A 23657-nucleotide genomic window follows, 5' to 3' on the forward strand; every position below is an offset into this window, starting at 1 on the left:
TCCTTACTTGGCCGAGGTATCGATCTCGGCGTCCATCGACAGGCCGACGCGCAGCGGATGCGCCTGCAGTTCCTTCGGATCGAGCGCAACGCGCACCGGCAGGCGCTGGACCACCTTGATCCAGTTGCCGGTCGCGTTCTGCGCCGGGATCAGTGCGAAGGACGAGCCGGTACCGCCCGAGAAGCCGACCACGCGGCCGTGATAGGTGACGTCGCCGCCATAGAGGTCCGACGTCAACTCGACCGGCTGACCGACCTTCACGCGGGCCAGCTGGCCTTCCTTGAAGTTGGCGTCGACATAGAGCTGGTTGAGCGGCACGATCAGCATCAGCTGCGCGCCGGGAGCCACGCGCTGGCCGACCTGCACGTTGCGGCGCGTGACCACACCGTCGAACGGCGCACGGATGACGGTGCGGCTCAGGTCCAGCTTGGCCTGTTCCACCTTGGCGCGTGCGGCGAGCACTTCGGGTGCGGTGTTGGCGTTGGTGCCGCGCACCAGGGCGTCGTTCGCCGCCAGCTGCCCGCTGGCCGCAACCCGGGTCGAATTGGCTTGCGCGAGGCCGGCCCGCGCGAGTTCGAGATTGGCGCGGGCGGCGGCGAATGCGTTGGTCGCGGACGTCAGCTCCTCACCCGAAACAGCGCCATTGGGGGCAAGCCGCTGGCGACGCTGGAGATCGATGCGAGCCTTTTCGAAATCGGCCTGGGCGGCCGTTACCTGTGCGCGTGCACGGGCGATATCCGCTTCCCGCGCCTGAACCTGCGCCGCGAGCGCTTCGCTCGTCGCGGAGGTTTGGCCGAACTGACGAGTGGCGCGGGCGAGATCGGCCTCGGCCTGGGCGAGGGCGATACGGGCATCGCTGTCGTCGATCTGGACGAGCATGTCGCCCTTGCGCACCGCCTGCGTGTCGGCAACCGCGACGCGGAGCACCTGGCCGCCGGTCATCGGCGTGATGCTCGCGCTGTCCGCGCCGACATAGGCGTTGTCGGTGCTGACATAATGGCTGCCGACCAACGCGTAATAGCCGCCATAGCCGACCCCGCCCAGCAGCACGAGGCCGCCGATGCCCAGCATCAGCCGCTTACGCAGCGAGGAGCGGCGGGTATCTTCAACGTCTGCCGCGGGCATGGCGGGGGCAGGTGTCGCGGTGCGATCGGCGTCTGCGCGGGCGGAGTGGATGGCGGGTTCTGCGTCAGCCATTGGTCTTGACCTCGGAAGCGGCAACCGCCGCGTTGTTGGTGGAAAAGCCTCCGCCGAGCGCGCGGACGAGCTGGATATCGAGCGTGAACGCGCGTGCTTCCAGTTCTGCGACGATCTGGCGGTTCTGCAACACCCTCTCCTCGGCGGTCAGAACATCCAGGAAACGCGACAGCCCGCCTTGATAGCGTTGCTGGGCGATCGAATAGGCCTGTTCGGAATCTTCCAGCGCCTGGCGGCTCTGGGACAAGCGTGTGGCCAGCGCCTTCTGGCTCGTCACCGCGTCGGCCACGTCGTGATATGCCGTGGTGACGCTGTTGTCGTAATTGGCCACCGCCTCGTCAAAGGTAGCGCGTGCGCCGGCATATTGGCCGCGCAGCTCCCCCCCGTGAAAGATCGGAAGGCTGATGGCCGGGCCTGCCTGGAGCACCGAAGCGCCCTCGCCCTTGACCAACGTATCCAGTCCCAGCGCGCCATAGCCGGCAAGCGCGCTGAGGCGGATCGACGGGTAGAAGTTGGCGCGGGCGACCTTGATCCGGCTGGCGGCGGCTTCGACGCGGGCACGGGCGGCCGCGATGTCGGGGCGGCGGCCGATAAGATCGGTCGTCACATCGGCGGGGATGCCGCGCGCTGCAGTCGGAGCGGCGGGCAGGGCGATGCTCAGCCCGCGATCGGGGCCCTGGCCCAGCAATGCGGCAATGCGGTTGCGGGTGAGGCCGATCTCCTCGTCGATCGCAGCCAGCTGTGCGCGAGCAGCGGGGACGGCGGCGGCGGCCTGCTTTTCTTCGGCGCGGGTCTCGAGCCCGTTGGTCACCCGGTCGGTGACGAGCTTCTGTGTCGCGAGGCGAACCTCCAGCGCACGTTCCTGCACCCGGCGGTCGGCGGCGAGGCGAGCGAGATCCGCATAGGCGGCGGCGATGTTCGTGGAGAGGGCGAGCCGCGCCTGTTCCAGCTCCAGCCGTGCCGCCTCTGCTTCCGAGGTGGCGGCTGCGAGTTGCGCGCGGCTCTTGCCCCACAGGTCAAGATCGAACGCCAGGTTCAGCGTGCCATAGCCGATGGTCTGGACATTCGAGGGGATGTCGATCGGCAAGCTGCTACCGGTGTCGATCCGATTGGCGGCCGCCGAGCCGCTGGCATCAACGCGCGGCAGGCGTGCAGCGCCAGCCTGTACCGCATAGGCCTGGGCCGAACGCAGCCGGGCGGCAGCCGCGGCGAGATTCGGTGCGCTGCGAAAGGCCTCGTCCATCAATGCGTTGAGCTGGGGATCGTTATAGGCGGTCCACCAAGTGGTGACAGGCCACTGCGCCTGGGCATTGCCCCCCAGCGACGCGTCGGCCGCATAGCTGTTCGCCGCGCGTATTTCGGGCCGGGCGCCGAGATCAGGCACGGGCGCGCAGGCGGCCAGCGCCGATGCGGCGACCGCCGACAGCAACAAGGGCCTTGTTGAGAAACGACTCATCATGGATCGTGAAAACCGTACTATTGGGTACGAGTTCCAGATGGAGAGAGGGTCCGCTATTGTCAATAGAAAATCGTACCCTATAGTACGGTTATGGAGAGCGTATCGGTAAAGCATCTTGGCAAGCGGGAGTCGCGCAAGCAGGATCGGCGCGCGGCCATCCTGGTGATCGCCAAGCGCCATTTCATGGAACAGGGCTATGCGGCCGTATCCATGTCCGCCATCGCGGCCGAACTTGGCGGGTCCAAGGGCACCTTGTGGAGCTATTTCGCGTCCAAGGAAGAACTGTTCGACGCGTGCGTTGACGAAGCCACGCGCGAGTATCGCGAGCAGGTGCTGAAGCTGCTGGTGCCATCGGACGATCTGCGCGCGACGCTGTGTGCATTCACCCTCAGCCTTTTGCGCAAGATCACGTCGCGCGACGCCATCCAGCTGCACCGGGTGATCCATGCCGAAGTGGAGCGATCCCCGGAAATGGGTGCGATCTTTTTCCGCCGTGGACCGCAGCGCACCCGCGAAATGCTGGCGGCGCACCTTCAAGATGCGATGCAAAAGGGGCAGTTGCGGCAATCCGATCCGCTGCGCGCGGCCTTCGCACTGACCAGCCTGTGCATGGGCGCGCAGCAGCGTGCGATGCTGGGCCACCAGTTCAGCCAGGCCGAATTGGAGGAAGAGACGGACTATAATGTCGATCTTTTCCTGCGGGCGTTTGCACCGGAGCCCGCCGCACCCTAGGCTTCTGGCGAGGGGAGTGTGGAATGTCGCAACCGTTTCGGGAGGATCGCCGGTATTGGTTCGCCGTGGCGGCCGGTGCGGCGCTGCTCGTTTCCGGATGTGCGTCCGAGCCTGCCCCGCCGCCCCCGCCGACCCTGATCTATGCCGACCTGCCGGTCCGTGGCAGCCTTGCCGACGCCAGGCGCGCGGGGTTCGACAACTGCATCCGAATGGACGGCGGGCATCTTCGCTGCCGCCGGTCGGGCGTGATGCTGCTGGGCCAGGGGCCGTATGAAGCTGCGCTCGACCTGGCGGGCGGCGATGGCAGCGGTGGCTTCCGGCAGATCACCTTCTGGCACGATCGCGACCAATCGGCGGTGCTGAAGGTGGGCGATGCGCTGAAGCAGCAGGGCTGGGCATATAGCTATACCGGCGACGGCAGCCGCGGCGATCAGATGGTGCTGACCCGCAAGGGCGCGCCGGTGCGGTTTTCGATCGATCTGAGTTACTGGGGCAAGCGGCGGGTGCGCATCCTGCCGGCGTGAGCCGTTGCGGCTGCGACGGCAGGATCCAATAAGGGGAAGCCGATGACGTTTCGTTGTTTTCTATCGTCGTTCATCCTCGCCTGGGCGGTCGCCGTGTTTGTCCCCAGCATGTTCATTGCCTATGCGGGGCTTTCACCGGCGGCGGCGGCGATCGGCACCGGGTTCGATCGTCTGCCCGCCACGACCTGGAAAGTCGCCGATGATGTGGGACCGGCTGTCAAGCTGATGATCGGCGGCCTGCTGCTCGGCGGCCTGTTGCTGCTGGCGCGCACCAGGATTCCGGGCGCTGGGCGCTTTGCCGCCGCGATACTCATCGGGCTGCTCGCGGTCCTCGTCACGATGGCAGTCGTGCCGCTGGCCTTCTCGCGGGGTTTCGCCGCCGGGCTGACAGGGGCGCGGTTCGAAACCGTCACCACGATCTTATACCTGTTCGGCGGTGCGCTGGCTGGCGGCGTCTATGAAGGTGCTTTGGCGCAATGCCGACGGCGCGATGCAGGGCAGAAGAGCCTTCGCTGAAGGCCTGGCGCCGCTGGTCACGAGCGACGGCTTTGCGCTTGGCACGCTGTGCCTGCTCGATCAGAAGCCGCGAACCGTGGACGCAACCGATCTCGACCTGTTGGCCTCTCTGGCGAGCAATGCCACGTCCGTCATCGATCGGGAGCCGAATGCGCTGGCGCATGCCCAATATGCCATTGCGGAGCTTTCCGATCGGATCCGCTTCGCCATTGCCGAAGAGGATGACGCCACGGTGGCGGTGCTGGACGAGGAACTGCGCCGTTTCGAAGCCAAGCTCAAGCCGCACTGGCGATCGGGTGGGCCCATCGGCTGCGCATGAGGGGCGTCTCGATACCGTCGTACAGGCGCTAGCCGGACAAGCGCGATGCAGCAGGCTTAGTTGCCCCGCCGCGTCCACCCGCCCGCCCATAGCGCCCACCAACAGAGCAACGGCTGCGCGAACAGGCGCGGGGCGTGATAGGCCCAGCCCAGTCCGGTGTCGGTCGACAGATCCTGCACGGCATGCTGGAGGTTCGCCGGGAACACGCAGACCGCGTAAAGCCCGAGCATCGCCCCGGCAGCCTTGCGGAAGTTCACCGTGAGCAGGGCGAGAGCGCCGGCAATCTCGCACAGCCCGGTGAGCGGGATGACGGTAGCGGGATAGGGCACCCAGGCGGGGGTGATGTGCAGAAACGGCCGAGGCACCCACAGGTGCAGCACCCCCGCCAGCAGGTAAAGGCCCGCCAGCAGCAGACGCGCACCACGGCGTAAGCGCGATTCTGCTGGCGGGCCCATAGGATCAGGCCGTCTGGAGCAGCCGCTCCTTGGCGATCTTCTCGCGCCACACCAGCGGACCGGTGTGGTGGACACTCTCGCCGGTCGCATCCACCGCGACGGTGACCGGCATGTCCTTTACGTCGAACTCGTAGATCGCTTCCATGCCGAGATCCTCGAAGCCGACGACGCGCGCGCCCTTGATCGCACGGGCGACGAGATAGGCCGCACCGCCGACCGCCATCAGATAGGCGGCCTTGTGGTTGCGGATCGCCTCGATCGCCACCGGACCGCGCTCGGCCTTGCCGACCATCGCGATCAGCCCGGTCTGGGCGAGCATCATCTCGGTGAACTTGTCCATCCGCGTCGCGGTGGTGGGGCCGGCGGGACCGACCACCTCGTCGCGCACCGGATCGACCGGGCCGACATAATAGATCACCCGGCCCTTGAAATCGACCGGCAGCTCCTCGCCGCGCGACAGCATGTCCTGGATGCGCTTGTGCGCGGCGTCGCGCCCGGTGAGCATCTTGCCGTTGAGCAGCAGGCGGTCGCCCGGCTTCCAGCTCGCCACCACTTCGGGGGTCAGCGTGTCGAGATCGACGCGGATCGATTCCTTCGACGGCGTCCATTCCACCTTCGGCCATTCGTCGAGGCTCGGCGGATCGAGATAGACCGGGCCGCTGCCGTCGAGGCTGAAATGCGCGTGCCGGGTGGCAGCGCAGTTCGGGATCATCGCGATCGGCTTGGAGGCCGCGTGGGTCGGATAGTCGAGGATCTTCACGTCGAGGATCGTCGCCAGCCCGCCCAGGCCCTGCGCACCGATGCCGAGCGCGTTGACCTTGTCGAAAATCTCGATGCGGAGCCGCTCGATATCGTTCTGGGGCCCGCGCTGCTTGAGCTGCGCCATGTCGATGTCGCCCATCAGCGACTTCTTGGCGAGCGTCACGGCCTTCTCGGCGGTGCCGCCGATGCCGATGCCGAGCATGCCCGGCGGGCACCAGCCGGCACCCATTTTCGGGACCATCTCGAGCACCCAGTCGACGATCGAATCGCTCGGGTTGAGCATCGCGAACTTCGACTTGTTCTCTGAACCGCCGCCCTTGGCCGCCAGCTCGACATGGACATGGTCGCCGGGGACCATCTCGACGTTGAGCACGCAAGGGGTATTGTCCTTGGTGTTGACGCGGGAAAAGGCCGGATCGCGCAGGATCGAGGCGCGCAGACGGTTCTCGGGGTGGAGATAGGCGCGGCGCACGCCTTCATCGACGACGTCCTGCAGCGAGCGTTCGCTATCCAGCACGCACTTCTGGCCCCACTGGATGAAGACCGTGACGATCCCGGTATCCTGGCAGATCGGACGATGCCCTTCCGCGCACATGCGGCTATTGGTCAGGATCTGGGCGATGGCGTCCTTGGCGGCGGGGGACTGTTCGGCCTCATAGGCGTCGCCCAGCGCGCGGATGTAATCCATCGGGTGATAATAGGAGATGTACTGGAGCGCGTCGGCGACGCTCTCGATCAGATCGGCTTCCTGGATGAGGACGGTCATGGATCCTGCCTGCAGAAAATGGGCGCCCGGGCACGGGCTCGTGGTTCCTCTATAGGCCATTCTTACGCCGTGCCAGCGGGGGCGAGTGATTGCGCGATACGCGTTGCGCATCGGCAACGATGCGGCCGCTATTCCTCGTTGCCCAGCCGGTCGACCTGCACGTCGACCGCCAGTTCCTCCTCGCCCTGGCCGATCCGTCGGCCGGCGATGGCGGCAGCGCCGTCTGCGTCGAGACCCACCGCGACGCGGACATGTCCATCGCCCGGCGAAGCGCCGGTGACGGGATCGAACCCGACCCAGCCGAGCCCCGCGACCCACGCTTCGCACCAGCCGTGCGGCGCGCACTGCGCCAGGTCGTCCAGCCGATAGCCGGAGACGTAGCGGGCCGGGGTGTCGAACGTCCGCGCGGCGGCAAGGAACATCTGCGCCATGTCGCGCGATCCCTGCGCCTTGCCGGCAAAAGCCTCGGCGGCAGTCAGCCCGGTATCCGGCACGTCGGGCACGCAGCGGAAGCGAGCATGCAGCGCCTGATTGAGGCGGTGCAGCCGTTCGATCGGGTCGTTCGTGCTGCCCGTCACGTCCTGAGCGAAAGCAGCGAGGCGCTCGCTCGGCGCCGTGCGCTGGGTGGTGCGCAGGTACAGGGCCGGCGGCAGCGGCTCCGCAGTACCGCGCACGATGCCGGCATTGTCGCTGGTCAGCACTTCGCCCGTCACCGCGATCTCGATCGCCTCGATCGGCCCTTCGGCGTAGAGCATGGTCACGGCATTGCCATAGCCATCCACCGCATCGCGCAGCCGCGCGTCGCAATCCACGCCGACCATCCAGCTCACCACCGTCTGGTGCTGGGTGTCGCAGGGGGTGAGTCGCAGCATCTGGACGATCCGCGCCTGGGGCTGGGTGAAGCGATAGACGGAGCGGTGTTCGACGGCGATGCGCATCAGAGGAACCGGAACTGGCGAGCGATCGCGCCGTCTAGCAGCGCGTTCTCGGTGATGAAGGTTTCCAGATATTCGTGCAGGCCGCCGACGATGATGTCCGGCGTTCGCGCCTTCTGGACGCGGGCGAGGCGGGCGCGGGCCATGCGATCGGCCTCGCCCTGCAGGCCGGTGCGCTTGGCCAGCGCGCTGAGCAGTGCCACCGTTTCCTCAACGCAGGCGGCCAGGCTGCGCGGCAGCTCCGCGCGGCTGACCAGCAGATCGATGACATTATCGGGCCGCAGCCCTTCGGAATAGAGCCAGCGATAGGCGGTGACGGCGGAGACCGTCTGGAGGATCGTCGTCCACTGGTCGCGATCCACCGCGCCGCCGACGCTCTCGCCTGCCGGCAGCAACAGATGGTATTTGACGTCGACAAGCCGGGCGGTGTTGTCGGCCCGCTCGATCGCGGCGCCGAGCTGGATCAGCAGCGTCGCTTCGTTGCGCATCATCCGGTGCGTCGCGCCTTCGAACCCGCGCGTCTCCCCCTTGATCTGCTCGACCAGGCTTAACGTCTCGGTTGCGCCGCCGGTGGAGGCGCGGTTGGCGAACAGCCACCAGGCGCGGTTGATCGCAGTCCATGCATCGCGGGTGAGCGCCGTACGAACGGCGCGGGCGTTGTTGCGCGCCATTTCCAGGCAACGGATGATCGAGCCGGGATTGGTGGTGTCGAGCGTGAGGAAGCGCGCGACATGCGCCTGCGTGGCGGGATGGCCGGTCGCGGCGAAGATCTCGTCGGTATAGCTGACGGCGAGGGCGCTAAGCCACGCGGCCTCGCCGGCAGGGCGGGCCGAGAGCGCGTCGAGGCGGATCGTTGCTTCCACCAGCCGCGCGATGAAGTCGGCGCGCTCGACATAGCGGCCGAGCCAGTAAAGCGCGGCGGCCGTGCGGGAGAGCATCATCATAGACGGTGCTCCCGGACCAGATCCTCCCCGTGCCGGGAAGGATCGAAGAAGGTGTCCCTCATGCCGCGTCTCCCAGCAGCACGAAGCTGTCCTTGGTGCCGCCGCCCTGGCTGGAGTTTACCACCAGCGATCCCTCGCGCAGCGCCACGCGGGTGAGGCCGCCCGGCACCACGCGCACCTTGTCGCTGCCGGTCAGCACGAAGGGACGGAAATCGACATGGCGCGGCGCAAGACCCTTCTCGGTCAGCGTCGGCACGGTCGAGAGCGCCAGCGTCGGCTGCGCGATGTAACGGTGCGGCTCGGCGATCAGCGCAGCGCGGAAGGTCTCGATCTGCTCCTTGGTCGCGGTGGGGCCGACCAGCATGCCATAGCCACCCGATCCGTCGACCAGCTTCACCACCAACTCGGGCAGGTGATCGAGCACATATTTCAGTGCCTGCGGTTCGCGGCAGCGCCAGGTCTCGACATTGGGCAGCTTGGCCTCGCCGCCCGAATAGAAGCGGACGATCTCCGGCATGTAGCTGTAGATCGCCTTGTCGTCGGCGATGCCATTGCCCGGTGCGTTGAGCAGCGCGACATTGCCCGCGCGATAGGCGGCGATCAGCCCCGGCACGCCAAGCAGCGAGTCCGGCCGGAAGACCAAAGGATCGAGGAAATCGTCGTCGATGCGGCGGTAGATCACGTCCACCCGCACGCGGCCGGCGATCGTCTCCATGTAGACGATGTCGTCGTCCACCACCAGGTCGGCGGCTTCGACCAGTTCGACCCCCATCGAATCTGCAAGGAAGCTGTGTTCGTAATAGGCCGAGTTGAAATGGCCCGGCGTCAGCACGACGCATACCGGCCGCGTCCGCCCGGAAGGCGCCACCGAGCGCATCGTTTCCAGCAGCATGTCCGGATAGCTGTCGACCGGCGCCACGCGGAAGTCGCGGAACAGCTCCGGACACAGCCGGATCATCGCCTCGCGATTTTCCAGCATGTAGGAAACGCCGGAAGGCGTGCGGGCATTGTCTTCCAGCACATAGAATTCGTCCGGCCCGGTGCGCACCAGATCGATTCCGCAGATATGCGCCCAAACGCCGTGCGGCGGGCGGATGCCGGCGACTTCGGGGCGGAACTGATCGTTGCGCAGGATCAGCTCGGGCGGAATAATGCCTTCGTCGAGGATGCGCCGCGCGCCGTAAATGTCCTCAAGAAAGGCGTTGATCGCCTCGACCCGCTGGACCAGCCCTTCGCTCAGCTTTTCCCATTCGTGCTGCAGGAAGATGCGGGGCACGATATCGAAGGGGATGATGCGTTCGGCAGCATCGCTGTCGCCATAAACGGCGAAGGTGATGCCCAGCTGGCGGAAGGCGGCTTCGGCGGATTGCTGCCGCCGTTGCAGTTCGTCCGCAGGTGTATCGGCGATCCAGCGCGAAAGAGCGGAGAACTCCGCGCGCGGTTGTTCCGGCCCGCCATGCCCCCAAATCTCGTCGAACGCCCCCGTTGATCCCATCAGAGCTCCCAAACGTTCGTGTCGTCGTTCGGATGCATGCTGCAATGCTTCGTTGCGGCGCACAAGCGGGGAAATGGAGGGAGCAGAGATCCTCTTTCGAAAACGCGGAGGATTACTGCCCCTTTGCCAACCCGGTCAGCAGATCCTGTGTCAGCACCTGCGGCAGCACCTCGGGCGTAGCCTTGCGCGGCTTGTACCAGAGGTAGAGTGGCACGCCGGCGCGATTGTGCGCTTCGATGAAGCGGCCGAGCGTGGCGTCGCCGTTGGTCCAGTCTCCCACCAGTACCGCGACCTTGCCATCGGCAAGCGCGCGCTCGACCGCGGCGGTTTCGATCACACCCTTTTCGTTGACCTTGCAGGTGAGGCACCAGTCGGCAGTGAAGTAGGCAAAGACTGGCTTGCCCTGTGCGCGCAGCTCGGTGAGGCGGGCCTCGCTGAACGGCTCGGCGCCGGCTATCGCAGCGGGTTGCCCGCCGGCGGCGGCGGGGCGGACCAGCGCGATGCCGCCGACCGCGACCAGCACCAGCGGCAGCGCGGGCAGCCAGGCGCGGCTGCGTCCCCGGGCCTGTCGCGCGCCCGCCCACCACAGGCCGAGTGTCGCCAGCAGCGTGGCGGCGAGGCCGATCGTCATGCCGTCCACCCCTGCCTGCTTGCCCAGCACCCAGGCGAGCGCAACCGCGGTGAGGAACATCGGAACCGAGAGGATGTGCCGCATCGTCGCCATCCACGGGCCCGGCCTGGGCAGCGCGCGGCGGAAAGCAGGGACGAAGCCCAGAGCCAAGAAGGGCAGGGCGATGCCGAGGCCCAGCCCGCCGAAGATCGCCAGCCCCGCGAACCAGGGCAGCACCAGCGCCGCGCCCAGTGCCGATGCCATGAACGGCCCGGTGCACGGCGTGGCGATGAAGGCCGCCAATGCACCAGTGGCGAAGGCTCCGCCATGGCCCTTGCTTGCGGCCCGGTTGACGACGGCGGGCGTCATGATTTCGAACAACCCGGCAAGGTTGAAGGCGATCCCGGTGACGAGCAGCAGCAGCACCAGGATAACGCGGGGATCCTGCAACTGGAACGCCCAGCCCACCGTCGCCCCGGCCGCGCGGAGGCCGAGCAGCAGGCCGCCGAGCGCGAGGCACACCAGCACCACGCCTGCCGTGTAGGCGAGCGCCTCGGTGCGCGGGCTGCCGCCGTCCTTGTTCGCCTTGGCGAGGCTCAGTGCCTTGAGGCTGAGGATGGGGAAGACGCAGGGCATGACGTTCAGGATCAGCCCGCCCAGCACCGCCGCGAAGAAGGCGCCGATCGCGGCCAGCCACGGCGTCGCGGCGCTGGCGGGCTTGGCGGGCGGTACCGCGCCGGGCGTGGCGGTAACGGTCAGCCCCTGGCCGTCGATCGCCAGCACGCCCTCCAGCTTGGCCGGTGCGGTGCGTGCTTTGGTCTCAATCACCAGCCGGTCGCCGTCGCGCGTCACGCTTTGCGGTGCGGCATAGTCGATCGCGTTCGCGGTCAGCGGGTAGAAGTAGACGTCCTTGGCCGCGGCGTCGGCAGGGTAGGGCACCGCCAGCCGGAGAGCGCCGCCCTCTGCCCGGAAGGCCGCGGGCGTGCTCAGCGGCCGGGGCAGCTTCGCCCGCCAGCCGTCGAATTTCGCGCGGGTCGCGGCGTCGATCGCGCCGTCCCCGATGACGAGGCTGGTTTCCAGCTCGGCCTTTTCCGGCACGCACAGCGTATCGGTGCAGACGAGATAGTCGAGTTTCAGCTTTACCGGCAGCACGCCCTTCGCGTCCGCCGGGATGTGCAGGGTGGTCAGCCGGACGAAGGTGCCTTCATAGACATAGTTCATCAGGCCCGCGATGAGCAGCCGCTGCGGCACGGGATAGCGGAACGCTTCCGCACGCGCGCCGGCAGGCAGCGTCCACTGCGCCTCGGCAGGCAGGCCGGCGTCGCCCGGATTCTGCCAATAGGCGTGCCAGCCCGGATCGGGAGTGGAGATCAGCGCCAGCGTGATCGTGCTGCCGGGTTTCGGGCGCGGCGCTTCTGTCACCAGCGTGCTGCGAACATGCGGGCCCTTGGCAAAGCCCTGCGCCGCTGCCGGCACCGCGTGGCCAAGGAGTAGCAGGAGCGACATCAAAGCGAAACGAAGCTGGGCCATGTCGCCGTCCTTGCCCAGTTCGCCGCGTTCGACAATAGCTGGGTACATCCAACCTCCCACCGTGCCCGGAGCCGGCCTTGATGAAACTGTTTGCACCCTTTGCCGCCGCGCTTGCGCTGGCTGCCGCCACGCCTGCCTTTGCCCAGCAGGCGGCCCCCGCCGCTGCGGCGCCGGCGGCTCCGCCCAAGCTGCTGGTGGTGATTTCCGTCGACCAGTTTTCGGCCGACCTGTTTGCCGAATATCGCGGTCAGTTCACCGGCGGCTTCGCCCGGCTGATGTCGGGGGCCGTCTTCCCCGCCGGCTATCAGAGCCACGCCGCGACGGAGACCTGCCCCGGCCACTCGACGATCCTGACCGGCGATCATCCGTCGCGCACCGGCATCATCGCCAATGACTGGACCGATTTCGCCGCGCCGCGCGCCGACAAGCGGGTCTATTGCGCTGAGGACGAGAGCGTGCCCGGCAGCGATTCGGAACATTACACGGTGTCCGACAAGCATCTGAAGGTGCCGACGCTGGGCGAGTGGATGAAGTCGGCCGATCCACAGTCCCGCGTCGTCTCTGTTGCCGGCAAGGATCGCGCCGCAGTGATGATGGGCGGCCACAAGGTCGACGAGCTCTGGTGGTGGGACGGCAAGGCATTTGTTTCCTATGCCGGCCGCACCGCCCCCGATGCGGTCACTCGGATCAACGCCGCGACGGCTGCGCGCGTTGCCGAGGCGCAGCCGGCGCTGAACCTGCCCGCCTTCTGCCAGGCGCGATCGCGCGCGATCGCGCTGGGCGGCTCGAAGACGGTGGGCGACGGCCGCTTCGCGCGTGCCGCCGGCGACGCCAAGGCTTTCCGGGCCTCGCCCGAATTCGACGATGCGGTGCTGGCGCTGGGCGCAAAGCTCGCCACCGACATGAAGCTGGGCCAGCAGGGGCATAGCGATCTGCTGATCCTGGGCGCGTCGGCGACCGACTATGTCGGCCATAGCTACGGCACCGAAGGCAGCGAAATGTGCCTGCAGCTGCTCTCGCTCGACCAGACGCTGGGCCGGCTGTTCGAGGCGCTGGACCGTACCGGCGTCGACTACCAGGTGGTGCTGACCGCCGATCATGGCGGCCATGACCTGCCCGAGCGCCACCGCGAACATGCCGCGCCGACCGAGCAGCGCCTTACTGCGGATGCCACCGTCGGTACGATCAGCCGTGCCCTCGCCGCCAAGCTTGGCCTCACCGGCGCGGTGCTGGTGGGTGGTCCCGGCGGGGACGTCTACGTCTCGCCCACCGTGCCGCAGGCGAAGCGGGCGTCGGTGCTAGCCGAGGCGGCGAAGCTCTATGCGGCGAATCCGCAGGTGCAGGCGGTGTTCACCCGCGCGCAGATCGAAGCCACGCCGATCGTCCATACCCCTCCAGAGACGTGGAGCCTGCTGGAGCGCGCCCGAGCCTCCTATGATCCGCAGCGTTCCGGGGATCTGGTGGTCGCGCTCAAGCCGCGCGTGACGCCGATCCTCGATCCGGTGGGCGGCTATGTCGCCACGCATGGCAGCTTCTGGGATTATGATCGCCGCGTGCCGATGCTGTTCTGGCGCAAGGGCATGACCGGCTTCGAACAGCCGCTGTCGGTAGAAACGGTGGATATCGCACCGACGCTGGCGGCGCTGATCAAGGTGCCGGTGCCGGTGGAAATCGACGGACGCTGCCTCGATCTGGACGCGGGGCCGGGGGACAGCTGCAAGTAACTTCCGCGGCCGTGCAGGCGAGCGATGCTCAGCCCTGCGCGGTCCGCCGGCGCTCGACCAGTTCGATCGCGCGCTGCACGGCCGCGTCGATCGATAGGAAGCTGGTGTCCAGCGTCGCCGCGTCGGCCGCTTGGGAAAGCGGCGCTTCGCTGCGGCGCGAATCGCGGTCGTCGCGGGCGCGAATGTCCGCCAGCACCTTATCCAGGCTGCTGTTGATGCCGTTCTTGCGAAGTTCGAGATGACGGCGCTGGGCGCGGATCGTCGGCGTTGCCTTGATGAACAGCTTCACCTCCGCATCCGGCGCGATCACCGTGCCGATGTCCCGCCCGTCCAGCACCGCGCCGCCGGGCTGGCGGGCGAATTTTTTCTGTCGGGCGAGCAGCGCGGCGCGCACCAACGGATGGGCGGAAACGATCGACGCGACCTGGCCCACGTCGTCGGTGCGCAGCAAGGGATCGGCGAGCAGCGCGTCTTCGAAGCTGCAGGCGGAAACCGCATCGGCTTCCTTTTCGGGATCGAGCCCCTCGCGCAGCACGCTCGCCGCCACGGCACGATAGAGCAACCCGGTGTCGAGGTGCGGCAGGCCGTAATGCCGTGCGAGTGCGCGGGCGATGGTGCCCTTGCCCGATGCGGCGGGGCCGTCGACGGCGATGATCATGCCACGGCTCCGGCGGAGCAGGTCCGCCGGCGGTGCGGCGTGGCGATCGGCAGGAAAGGCAGCGGAAGCAAGAACACGAAGACCCTGATCGAAAGCGAAACAGGCGGGCGGCGCCAGACCTGCAAGAAATTGCGGCAGGCCACCTGAATCGGGACGATGCCGCGCCTAGTCAAGCCGGAGATGCGATCAGCCGGTCAGCGAGTCCAGCGTGGCGAAGAAGTTCGGATAGCTGGTCGCCACCGGAGCGACATCATCGATCGAGATCGGCTTGGCTGCGGCGAGCGACGCCACCGTCATGCTCATCGCGATGCGATGATCGAGAAGCGTCGCCACCGCACCGCCTCCCGGCAGTGGGGCGCCGGCCGATCCATGGATGGCAAGCCCGTCTTCGAATTCCTCGGTCTCGACGCCCGCCGCCGTCAGCGCGGCACGCATCGCGGCGATGCGATCCGATTCCTTCACCCGCAGTTCGTGCGCGCCGCGGGCGACGGTGCGCCCTTCGGCCAGCGCTGCCGCGACGAACAGCACCGGATATTCGTCGATCATGCTCGGCGCCAGATCGGCGGGCACCTCGATCGCCTTCAGCGGCGCGTGGCGCACCACCAGATCGGCCACCGGTTCGCCGCCCACAATCCGGGCGTTGGTCTCGGCGATGTCGGCGCCCATCAGGCGCAGCGCGGTGATCAGGCCCGTGCGGGTTGGGTTCATGCAGACATTGGCGATGGTGACGTCCGACCCCGGCACGATGGACGCTGCGACCATCCAGAAGCCGGCGGAGGAGGGATCGCCAGGCACAATGATGTGCTGGGGCTGTAGTTCGGCCTCGCCGGTGATCGCGATGACCTTGCCCTCGGGGCTGTCTTCCACCGTCAGCGTCGCGCCGAAACCGCGCAGCATCCGCTCGCTATGGTCGCGGGTAGGCACGGGTTCGATGACGCGGGTGATGCCCGGCGTATTGAGCCCGGCGAGCAGAATCGCCGACTTCACCTGGGCGGAGGCGACCGGCAGCGTGTAGGTGATCGGCACCGCCGGGCACGTGCCGCGCACCATCAGCGGCAGGCGGCCGCCAGGGCTGGCAGTGATCTCCGCGCCCATCTGGCCCAGCGGTTCGATCACCCGGCCCATCGGGCGGCCGGAGAGCGAGGCGTCGCCGACAAAGGTGGCGCTGATCGGGTGGCTCGAAACCAGGCCCATCAGCAGCCGGGTGGAAGTGCCGGAATTGCCCATGTCGAGCGCCTGCGCCGGCTGTTGCAGCCCGCCCACGCCTACGCCGTACACGCGCCAGACGCCGTCGTCGCCACGCTCGACGGTGGCGCCCATCGCCCGCATCGCGGCGGCGGTTGCGAGCACGTCTTCGCCCTCCAGCAAGCCTTCGATGCGACTTTCACCCACGGCCAGCGCCGAAAACATGATGGCGCGGTGGCTGATCGACTTGTCGCCGGGAACGGTGACGGTGCCGCGCAGCGGACCGCGCGCGGAAGCGGTTAAGGGGCGGGAAGGAGCATTCGACATGGCCGCGGCTTTGACAGGCGGCTTGCACCATGGCAAGGCGCGCCCCACTTTCCGGGATCACCAAAATCCCGAACATCCGAACAAGCGAAAGGCGAAGAGGCAACACATGGTGAAGCCGGAATGGGGCACCAAGCGCAGCTGCCCGAAGTGCGGTACGCGCTTTTACGATCTGACCAAGGACGAGCCCGTCACCTGCATCAACTGCGGTTATGCCTGGGAGCCTGAGCCGATCCTAAAGTCCAAGCAGCCGCTGCCGTTCGAAGCCGTCAAGGCCGACAAGGACAAGGCGGAGGCCGAAGATTCGGATCTGGTGGGCGACGACGATCTGGATCTGTCGGCGGACGACGAGGAGCCCTCGGCGGACGACGATGTCGATCTGGGCGGCGACGACGACTTGGGCGTCGAGACCAACAGCGACGAAGACGAAAACTGAGTTGAAAAAAAGTTTGGCAAGGGCACAAAACGGCCCTTGCCAAGCTGGCGAGCCCCTTCTAAAGGGCACGCCTCCCGAGGGAATGGGGCCGTAGCTCAGCTGGGAGAGCGTCGCAATGGCATTGCGAAGGTCAGGGGTTCGATCCCCCTCGGCTCCACCATTTCCTCTCGCTAGGCCGTACCGGGCGTAGCGGAACCGGGCACGAAACCCTGCCGGCCCGCCCTCTTTAGACCAGCTTCAGCGACTCGACGTCTACTCGTCCAGCGTGCCGCGCATGACGTGGTGCAGCGGTCGCATCTCCTCCACCAGCCATGTGAGGAACCGATCGATGCGCGGCAGCCCGCGCAGATCGCGGGGCACCACGAGCCAGAAGCTGCGCTGGATATCAATGCTCGCGCGCAGCACGCGCCGCAGTTCCGGCATCGCATCACCGATGAAGCAGGGCAGGATGCCACAGGCATGGCCTCGCGCGATCATTTCGGCCTGGGCGTTGATGCTGGTGCTGCGCACCTGCGGCACCAGGCGCCGGTCGATTTCGGCCAGGTAGCGCAGTTCCGGCGCATAGATCTGATCGGCGACATAACCGGTCATTCGATGTCCAAGCAGGTCCGCCGGCTGCTGCAGCGGCGGAGCGGCAGCGAGATAGTCGGGCGTCGCGTAAAGCCCCAGCGCATAATCGGTGAGTTTGCGCGCGACGAGCGCACCCGCGCGGGGCCTCGCCAGCATCACCGCGACATCGACTTCGCGCCGGGAGGGACTGAGGAACCCACTGGATGCAATCAGATCGATCTGAATGTTTGGAAATCGCCGCGTGAAGGCATGCAGGCGCGGGGCGATGATCTGCGTGCCGAATCCCTCGGACGCGCTGACCCGGAGGGTGCCGGCCAGTTCCGTCCCGCTCGCTCCCATGCCCACGATGCCGAGCGCCTCCGCTTCCATGCGCTCAACCTGATCCAGCAACTGCTGGCCTTCCTCGGTCAGCGTATGGCCGGTGGTGGCATGTTCGAACAGGCGCCGCGCAAGGGCACTTTCCAGCTTGCGCAATCGACGCGAGACGGTGGTGGCGTCCATGTCCAGCGCCGCCGCCGCACGGCTGAGCCGTTGCGCGCGCGCCACGGCGAGGAAGATGCGGAGGTCGTCCCAGTTCATGCCCGTCTTGTAGCGGCGCAGTGGCTGTGCTGCAAAATTGCAGCTACAACCTGCAACTTCGTGCTCTTGCCTGCGCTACTGGGGTGCTCCAACGAAGGAATTCGGAGAGTGAGGAACCTGATATGCGCTTGATAGAGCATGTGATCGTCGGCCACGCGGGAGGCGGCGCGGGTCGTCGCTCGGACGTGTTCGATCCCAATAGTGGCGCCGTGCAGGCGCAGGTGGCGCTCGGCACCGCCGCCGATCTCGAGCGCGCGGTCGCCGCCGCCCAGGCCGCCCAGCCCGGCTGGGCCGCGACCAACCCGCAGCGTCGCGCCCGCGTGATGTTCCGCTTCAAGGAACTGGTCGAGGCGAACATGGACGCGCTGGCGCATCTGCTCTCCGCCGAACACGGCAAGGTGATCGCCGACGCCAAGGGCGACATCCAGCGCGGGCTCGAAGTGATCGAGTTCGCCTGCGGCATCCCCCACGCGCTGAAGGGCGAATACACCCAGGGCGCCGGGCCGGGCATCGACGTCTATTCGATGCGGATGCCGCTCGGCATCGGCGCGGGCATCACCCCGTTCAACTTCCCGGCGATGATCCCGATGTGGATGTTCGGGGTGGCGATCGCCTGCGGCAATGCGTTTATCCTCAAGCCGTCCGAGCGCGATCCCAGCGTGCCCGTTCGCCTCGCCGAACTGATGCTGGAGGCCGGCGCACCCGAAGGCATACTGCAGGTGGTGCAGGGCGACAAGGAGATGGTCGACGCGATCCTCGACCATCCGGCGATCGGCGCGGTGAGCTTCGTCGGCTCGTCGGACATCGCCCATTATGTCTACCAGCGCGGCGTCGCGGCGGGGAAGCGCGTCCAGGCGATGGGCGGCGCCAAGAACCACGGCATCGTCATGCCCGACGCCGATCTCGACCAGGTGGTTGCCGACCTGTCCGGCGCGGCGTTCGGCTCGGCGGGCGAACGCTGCATGGCGCTCCCCGTGGTGGTGCCCGTCGGCGACAAGACGGCCGATGCCCTGCGCGAGAAGCTGATTCCAGCGATCGAGGCCTTGCGGGTTGGCGTCTCCACCGATGCCGAGGCGCAGTACGGCCCGGTGGTCAACGCGGCGCACAAGGCGCGTGTGGAAGGCTGGATCCAGACCGGCGTCGACGAAGGCGCCGAGCTGGTGATCGACGGCCGCGGCTTCCAGTTGCAGGGCCATGAGCAGGGCTTCTTCATCGGCCCGTCGCTGTTCGACCGCGTGACGCCGGACATGAAGAGCTACCAGGAGGAGATCTTCGGCCCGGTGCTCCAGATCGTCCGCGCGCCCGATTTCGAGACGGCGCTGCGCCTGCCGAGCGAGCACCAGTACGGAAACGGCGTCGCGATCTTCACCCGCAACGGCCACGCCGCGCGCGAGTTCGCGGCACGGGTGAATGTGGGGATGGTCGGCATCAACGTGCCGATCCCGGTGCCGGTGGCCTATCACAGCTTCGGCGGCTGGAAGCGCTCGGCGTTCGGCGATACCAACCAGCACGGCATGGAAGGCGTGAAGTTCTGGACCAAGGTGAAGACCGTCACCCAGCGCTGGCCCGACGGCGCCCCCGACGGCAGCAACGCCTTCGTCATCCCGACCATGGGGTGAGGGTGGTGCGGGCAGGCCTCATTCCTCCCCGGAACGGGGAGGGGGACCAAGCCACGCCGTGGCTTGGTGGAGGGGCCGCCGCGCACGCGGCGGTGTTCCTGCGGCCCCCACGCTCCCCGCGCCTGCGGCGCGGCCCCTCCACCACGCGGCTGTGCCGCGCGGTTCCCCTCCCCGTACCGGGGAGGAATTTCCACGATCCAACACGGCTGAACCCATGACCCACCAGTTCGACCTCACTGACGACCAGCGCCAGATCCAGGAGATGGCGCAGAAGTTCACCGCCGATGCGATCACCCCGCACGCCGCCGAGTGGGACGAGAAGCACGTCTTCCCGCGCGAGACGATCAAGGCTGCCGCCGAGCTCGGCTTCGCGGCGATCTATGTCTCGGAGGAATCGGGCGGCATCGGCCTCGGCCGGCTCGAATCCGCGCTGATCTTCGAGGCGATGGCCTATGGCTGCCCGTCCACATCCGCGTTCATCTCGATCCACAACATGGCCGCCTGGATGATCGACCGCTTCGGCAGCCAGACGGTCAAGGACAAGTATCTACCCAGCCTGGTCACCATGGACCGGCTGGCCAGCTACTGCCTCACCGAGCCCGGCTCGGGCTCGGACGCGGCGGCGCTCAAGACGCGGGCCGTCCGCGACGGCGACCATTACATCGTCACCGGCACCAAGCAGTTCATCTCCGGGGGCGGCGCAAACGACCTCTACCTCACCATGGTCCGCACCGGCGAGGAGGGGCCCAAGGGCATCTCCGCGCTGGTGATCGAGAAGGACATGCCCGGCGTCAGCTTCGGCGCGCAGGAGCGCAAGCTCGGCTGGCACTCGCAGCCGACCGCGCAGGTGATCCTCGATAACGTCCGCGTGCCGGTGGAGAACCTGATCGGTGCCGAGGGCGAGGGCTTCCGAATCGCGATGATGGGGCTGGACGGCGGCCGGCTCAACATCGGCGCCTGCTCGCTCGGCGGGGCGCAGCGCTGCCTCGACGAGGCGGTGCGCTACACCCAGGAGCGCAAGCAGTTCGGCAAGGCGATCGCCGATTTCCAGAACACCCAGTTCACCCTCGCCGACATGGCGACCGAGCTGGAGGCCGCCCGCGCGCTGCTCTACCTCGCCGCCGCCAAGGTGACCGCGGGCACGCCCGACAAGACCCGCTTCGCCGCGATGGCCAAGCGGCTCGCGACCGACACCGGCTCGTCGGTGGTCGATCGCGCGCTGCAGCTGCACGGCGGCTATGGGTACCTTATGGACTATCCGATCGAACGCTTCTGGCGCGACCTGCGCGTCCATTCGATCCTCGAGGGCACCAATCAGGTGATGCGGATGATCGTCGGCCGGGATCTGGTGCGCGAATGAGCGACGTCCTGACGCAGATCGACGGGGCGGCAGCCCGCCTCCGCCTCAACCGCCCCAAGGCGCTGCATGCGCTCAACACCGGGATGTGCCGGGCGATGCTCGACGCGCTCGACGCGTGGGAGCATAACGATGCCATCCACATCGTGCTCCTCGACCATGCCGAGGGCCGCGGCTTCTGCGCCGGCGGCGACATCCGCATGATCGCGGAGAGCGGCGCGAGCGACGGCACCGAAGCCGCCGACTTCTTCCGCACCGAATACCGGCTCAACCACCGGCTGTTCACCTATTCCAAGCCAATCGTCGCCTTCGCCGACGGTATCGTGATGGGCGGCGGCGTCGGTATCTCGCAGCCGGCGCGGTTCCGGGTGGCAACCGAGAACACCAAGTTCGCCATGCCCGAGACCGGCATCGGCCTGTTCCCCGACGTTGGCGGCGGCTGGTATCTTTCGCGGCTGCCCGGGCGGATGGGCGAGTATCTGGCGCTGACCGGCCACCGGCTCGACGGCGCCGAATGTCTCGCGCTCGGCCTCGCCACCCACTACCTCCCCGCCGAGGCGCTCGCCTCCGCCAAGGCGCAGATCACCACCGCGCCCGACAAGGCGCTGGCGATCCTCGACGATCTCTCGATCGAGCCGCCGATCGCCAAGATCCTGGCGCACTACGCGGATATCGACCGGCTGTTCGCTGGCGATACCGTCGAGGACATCGTCGCTGCGCTGGAAGCCGAGGACAGCGAGTGGGCTGCGGCGACGCTGGCCACGCTGCGTACCAAGTCGCCGCAGGCGTGCAAGGTATCGCTGCGCATCGTCCACGAAGGCCGCAATATGCCCGATTTCGCCGCCGAAATGGCGCAGGAATATGCCGTCGCCACCCGCGTCTGCCGCCTGCCCGATTTCGCCGAGGGCGTGCGCGCCGTGATCGTCGACAAGGACAATGCCCCGCATTGGTCTCCCTCTACCCCGGAAGCGGTGGACAGCGCCGCGATCGACGCCATCTTCGCGCCGATGCCGGCCGAGTCGGCGTGGAAGCCCTGAACGGAGAAGAACATGTCCGCTTATGAAACTCTCCTCGTCGAACAGCGCGGCGCCGTCACGCTGATCACGCTCAACCGGCCCAAGGCACTCAACGCGCTCAACAGCCAGGTGCTAAGCGAGCTGCTCGACGTAATGCGCGCCTTCGATGCGGATCCGACCCGGGGCTGCGCGGTGCTCACCGGCAGCGAAAAGGCGTTCGCGGCGGGTGCCGACATCAAGGAGATGCAGGCGCAAGGCTTCGCCGACATGTACGGCCACGACTTCTTCGCCGGCTGGGACGCCTTCACCCGCACCCGCAAGCCGATCATCGCGGCTGTCGCCGGCTATGCGCTGGGCGGCGGCTGTGAAGTGGCGATGATGTGCGACTTTATCCTCGCCGCGGACACGGCCAAGTTCGGCCAGCCCGAGATCAAGCTGGGCGTGTCGCCGGGCATGGGGGGCTCGCAGCGGCTGACCCGCGCGGTGGGCAAGGCCAAGGCGATGGAAATGTGCCTCACCGGCCGGATGATGGACGCCGCCGAGGCCGAGCGCGCGGGCCTCGTCAGCCGCATCCTGCCCGCCGCCGAGCTCGTCGAGGAAGCGGTGCAGACCGCCGCGACGATCGCCGCGATGCCCCCGCTGGCGGTGAAGGCCAACAAGGAAATGGTCAACGTGGCGTTCGAGACAACGCTGGCGCAAGGCGTGCAGTTCGAGCGCCGCCTGTTCCACGCGCTGTTCGGCACCGAGGACCAGAAGGAAGGCATGACGGCGTTCGTCGAGAAGCGCCCGGGGAACTGGACCGGGCGTTGAGTCACTGAACCACTCCCCCTCCCGCGTGCGGGAGGGGGCCGGGGGGTGGGCCCCCGGCATCCGCGACACCATCGCTTGTGGAGAGGGAGCGCCCACCCCCAGCCCCTCCGCCAAGCGGGAGGGGAGTACCTGAATGGCACGCGTAGCATTCATCGGCCTGGGCAATATGGGTGGCGGGATGGCGGCGAACCTCGCCAAGGCCGGCCACGACGTCCGCGCCTTCGATCTGTCCCCGGAAGCGCTGGAGCGCGCGAAGAAGGCGGGCTGCCTGCCTGCCGCCGATGCCGCCGAGGCGATCGCCGGCGCCGAGGCGATCGTCACCATGCTGCCCGCCGGCGCCCATGTGGAGGCGCTCTACACCGAGACATTGCTCGACCATGCCGATGCCGGCGCGATCCTGATCGACTGTTCGACGATCGACGTCGCCACCGCCCGCCGCGTGGCCGAAGCCGCCACTCAGCGCGGGCTGCTCGCGGTCGATGCGCCGGTCTCGGGCGGGATCGCCGCGGCGACTGCCGGCACGCTCACCTTCATGGTCGGCGGCGCAGTCGCGGCGTTCGAGCGGGCGGAGCCGTTCCTCGAGGACATGGGCAAGGCTGTGATCCATGCCGGCGCCAGCGGGGCGGGCCAGGCGGCGAAGATTTGCAACAACATGATCCTCGGCGCGACGATGGTCGCGACGTGCGAGGCCTTTGCGCTGGCCGAGAAACTGGGTCTGGACCAGCAGCGCTTCTTCGACATTGCCTCGGTCTCCTCGGGGCAGAGCTGGTCGATGACGAGCTATTGCCCGGTCCCCGGTGTCGGACCCGAAACCCCTGCCGACCGGGACTATCAGGGCGGGTTCGCCGCGCCGCTGATGCTCAAGGATCTCAAGCTGGCACTGGAAGCGGCGGCGAGCGTCGGCGCGCAGGTGCCGATGGGCGAGCGCGCCCAGCAGCTCTACGCCGCCTTCGTCGAAGGTGAGGGGGCCGGTCTCGACTTTTCCGGGATCATCAAGACGCTGCGCTGATCCGGCGCGCCCGCAGAGGTGCTCTCGACAGCATGGCCGCGATCGGGGCACAAGCACCGGGTGCGCCAGGCAGCTCCACCCGATCCTCCATGTATCGCTGCGGCCCGCTCCAGCCATGGCGCTGGC

22 protein-coding genes and 1 tRNA gene are annotated in these 23657 nt (G+C 67.6%); 12 read left to right on the forward strand and 11 right to left on the reverse strand.

Annotated features, from left to right (window positions below; all coding sequences use genetic code 11):
* Positions 1–3 precede the first annotated feature (3 nt).
* Both ACNFJ7_RS16995 and ACNFJ7_RS17000 read right to left on the reverse strand, forming a co-directional pair.
* Positions 4–1197 carry an HlyD family efflux transporter periplasmic adaptor subunit gene (locus ACNFJ7_RS16995; protein WP_082664390.1) on the reverse strand — a complete coding sequence of 398 codons (1194 nt, stop codon included), beginning with the start codon at positions 1195–1197 and terminating at the stop codon, positions 4–6.
* Positions 1190–2656: an efflux transporter outer membrane subunit gene (locus tag ACNFJ7_RS17000; RefSeq protein ID WP_152997717.1), complete on the reverse strand. Its 1467-nt coding sequence runs from the start codon at positions 2654–2656 to the stop codon at positions 1190–1192. Before ACNFJ7_RS17000 ends, ACNFJ7_RS16995 begins: the two co-directional genes overlap by 8 nt.
* A 90-nt stretch (positions 2657–2746) precedes the next feature.
* On the opposite strand from ACNFJ7_RS17000, the gene ACNFJ7_RS17005 reads away from it, so the two are divergent.
* The 4 genes from ACNFJ7_RS17005 to ACNFJ7_RS17020 are packed head-to-tail and all read left to right on the forward strand — an operon-like array spanning position 2747 to position 4747.
* A complete protein-coding gene (locus ACNFJ7_RS17005) occupies positions 2747–3388 on the forward strand; it encodes a TetR/AcrR family transcriptional regulator (protein ID WP_019368541.1) in 642 nt (213 codons plus the stop codon).
* Between the two features lie 23 nt (positions 3389–3411).
* Positions 3412–3912, forward strand: coding sequence for a hypothetical protein (locus ACNFJ7_RS17010; RefSeq protein ID WP_019368542.1), 501 nt, complete (start codon positions 3412–3414; stop codon positions 3910–3912).
* Between the two features lie 42 nt (positions 3913–3954).
* Positions 3955–4428 carry a hypothetical protein gene (locus tag ACNFJ7_RS17015; RefSeq protein ID WP_019368543.1) on the forward strand — a complete coding sequence of 158 codons (474 nt, stop codon included), beginning with the start codon at positions 3955–3957 and terminating at the stop codon, positions 4426–4428.
* A complete protein-coding gene (locus tag ACNFJ7_RS17020) occupies positions 4370–4747 on the forward strand; it encodes a hypothetical protein (RefSeq protein ID WP_026008957.1) in 378 nt (125 codons plus the stop codon). Before ACNFJ7_RS17015 ends, ACNFJ7_RS17020 begins: the two co-directional genes overlap by 59 nt.
* 56 nt (positions 4748–4803) lie before the next feature.
* Here ACNFJ7_RS17020 and ACNFJ7_RS17025 read toward each other — a convergent pair whose 3' ends face one another.
* The 6 genes from ACNFJ7_RS17025 to ACNFJ7_RS17050 all read right to left on the reverse strand — a co-directional run bounded on the left by ACNFJ7_RS17025 (position 4804) and on the right by ACNFJ7_RS17050 (position 12292).
* Positions 4804–5202, reverse strand: coding sequence for a DoxX family protein (locus ACNFJ7_RS17025; RefSeq protein ID WP_019368545.1), 399 nt, complete (start codon positions 5200–5202; stop codon positions 4804–4806).
* Between the two features lie 4 nt (positions 5203–5206).
* Positions 5207–6730, reverse strand: coding sequence for a fumarate hydratase (locus tag ACNFJ7_RS17030; protein ID WP_019368546.1), 1524 nt, complete (start codon positions 6728–6730; stop codon positions 5207–5209).
* Between the two features lie 128 nt (positions 6731–6858).
* A complete protein-coding gene (locus ACNFJ7_RS17035; protein WP_019368547.1) occupies positions 6859–7668 on the reverse strand; it encodes a transglutaminase family protein in 810 nt (269 codons plus the stop codon).
* Positions 7668–8603 carry an alpha-E domain-containing protein gene (locus tag ACNFJ7_RS17040; RefSeq protein ID WP_026008958.1) on the reverse strand — a complete coding sequence of 312 codons (936 nt, stop codon included), beginning with the start codon at positions 8601–8603 and terminating at the stop codon, positions 7668–7670. The genes ACNFJ7_RS17035 and ACNFJ7_RS17040 overlap by 1 nt, the downstream gene beginning before the upstream one ends.
* Positions 8604–8667: 64 nt before the next feature.
* Positions 8668–10104, reverse strand: coding sequence for a circularly permuted type 2 ATP-grasp protein (locus ACNFJ7_RS17045; protein WP_019368549.1), 1437 nt, complete (start codon positions 10102–10104; stop codon positions 8668–8670).
* Between the two features lie 112 nt (positions 10105–10216).
* The gene (locus tag ACNFJ7_RS17050; RefSeq protein WP_019368550.1) at positions 10217–12292 is read right to left on the reverse strand and encodes a protein-disulfide reductase DsbD domain-containing protein; all 2076 of its coding nucleotides are present in this window, start codon (positions 12290–12292) and stop codon (positions 10217–10219) included.
* 32 nt (positions 12293–12324) lie between these two features.
* Between ACNFJ7_RS17050 and ACNFJ7_RS17055 the strand changes: the two genes are divergently transcribed.
* Positions 12325–13968 (forward strand): alkaline phosphatase family protein, encoded by a 1644-nt coding sequence (locus ACNFJ7_RS17055; RefSeq protein ID WP_019368551.1) that lies wholly within the window; start codon positions 12325–12327, stop codon positions 13966–13968.
* Between the two features lie 28 nt (positions 13969–13996).
* Here ACNFJ7_RS17055 and cmk read toward each other — a convergent pair whose 3' ends face one another.
* Positions 13997–14626, reverse strand: a complete 630-nt coding sequence (cmk, locus tag ACNFJ7_RS17060) for a (d)CMP kinase (RefSeq protein WP_019368552.1) — start codon at positions 14624–14626, stop codon at positions 13997–13999.
* A 186-nt stretch (positions 14627–14812) separates the two neighbouring features.
* Entirely contained in the window at positions 14813–16138 is a 1326-nt protein-coding gene (aroA, locus tag ACNFJ7_RS17065; protein ID WP_026008960.1) for a 3-phosphoshikimate 1-carboxyvinyltransferase, read from the reverse strand.
* Positions 16139–16244: 106 nt separating this feature from the next.
* Between aroA and ACNFJ7_RS17070 the strand changes: the two genes are divergently transcribed.
* Both ACNFJ7_RS17070 and ACNFJ7_RS17075 read left to right on the forward strand, forming a co-directional pair.
* Entirely contained in the window at positions 16245–16571 is a 327-nt protein-coding gene (locus tag ACNFJ7_RS17070) for a TIGR02300 family protein (protein ID WP_026008961.1), read from the forward strand.
* An 84-nt stretch (positions 16572–16655) separates the two neighbouring features.
* Positions 16656–16731, forward strand: a tRNA-Ala gene (locus ACNFJ7_RS17075).
* Positions 16732–16823: 92 nt separating this feature from the next.
* Here the strand turns inward: ACNFJ7_RS17075 and ACNFJ7_RS17080 are convergent.
* Positions 16824–17720 (reverse strand): LysR family transcriptional regulator, encoded by an 897-nt coding sequence (locus tag ACNFJ7_RS17080; protein WP_019368556.1) that lies wholly within the window; start codon positions 17718–17720, stop codon positions 16824–16826.
* Positions 17721–17842: 122 nt separating this feature from the next.
* Here ACNFJ7_RS17080 and ACNFJ7_RS17085 point away from each other — a divergent pair, with 122 nt between their 5' ends.
* The 5 genes from ACNFJ7_RS17085 to mmsB all read left to right on the forward strand — a co-directional run bounded on the left by ACNFJ7_RS17085 (position 17843) and on the right by mmsB (position 23531).
* Positions 17843–19339 (forward strand): CoA-acylating methylmalonate-semialdehyde dehydrogenase, encoded by a 1497-nt coding sequence (locus ACNFJ7_RS17085; protein ID WP_019368557.1) that lies wholly within the window; start codon positions 17843–17845, stop codon positions 19337–19339.
* Positions 19340–19553: 214 nt separating this feature from the next.
* Positions 19554–20699: an acyl-CoA dehydrogenase family protein gene (locus ACNFJ7_RS17090; protein WP_019368558.1), complete on the forward strand. Its 1146-nt coding sequence runs from the start codon at positions 19554–19556 to the stop codon at positions 20697–20699.
* Positions 20696–21733, forward strand: coding sequence for an enoyl-CoA hydratase/isomerase family protein (locus tag ACNFJ7_RS17095; RefSeq protein WP_019368559.1), 1038 nt, complete (start codon positions 20696–20698; stop codon positions 21731–21733). Before ACNFJ7_RS17090 ends, ACNFJ7_RS17095 begins: the two co-directional genes overlap by 4 nt.
* 12 nt (positions 21734–21745) lie before the next feature.
* Entirely contained in the window at positions 21746–22522 is a 777-nt protein-coding gene (locus tag ACNFJ7_RS17100; protein ID WP_019368560.1) for an enoyl-CoA hydratase, read from the forward strand.
* 133 nt (positions 22523–22655) lie between these two features.
* A complete protein-coding gene (gene mmsB, locus ACNFJ7_RS17105; RefSeq protein WP_026008962.1) occupies positions 22656–23531 on the forward strand; it encodes a 3-hydroxyisobutyrate dehydrogenase in 876 nt (291 codons plus the stop codon).
* Positions 23532–23657: the final 126 nt, after the last annotated feature.

Source organism: Sphingomonas sp. HT-1 (genome assembly GCF_048568905.1).
Lineage (GTDB): Bacteria > Pseudomonadota > Alphaproteobacteria > Sphingomonadales > Sphingomonadaceae > Sphingomonas.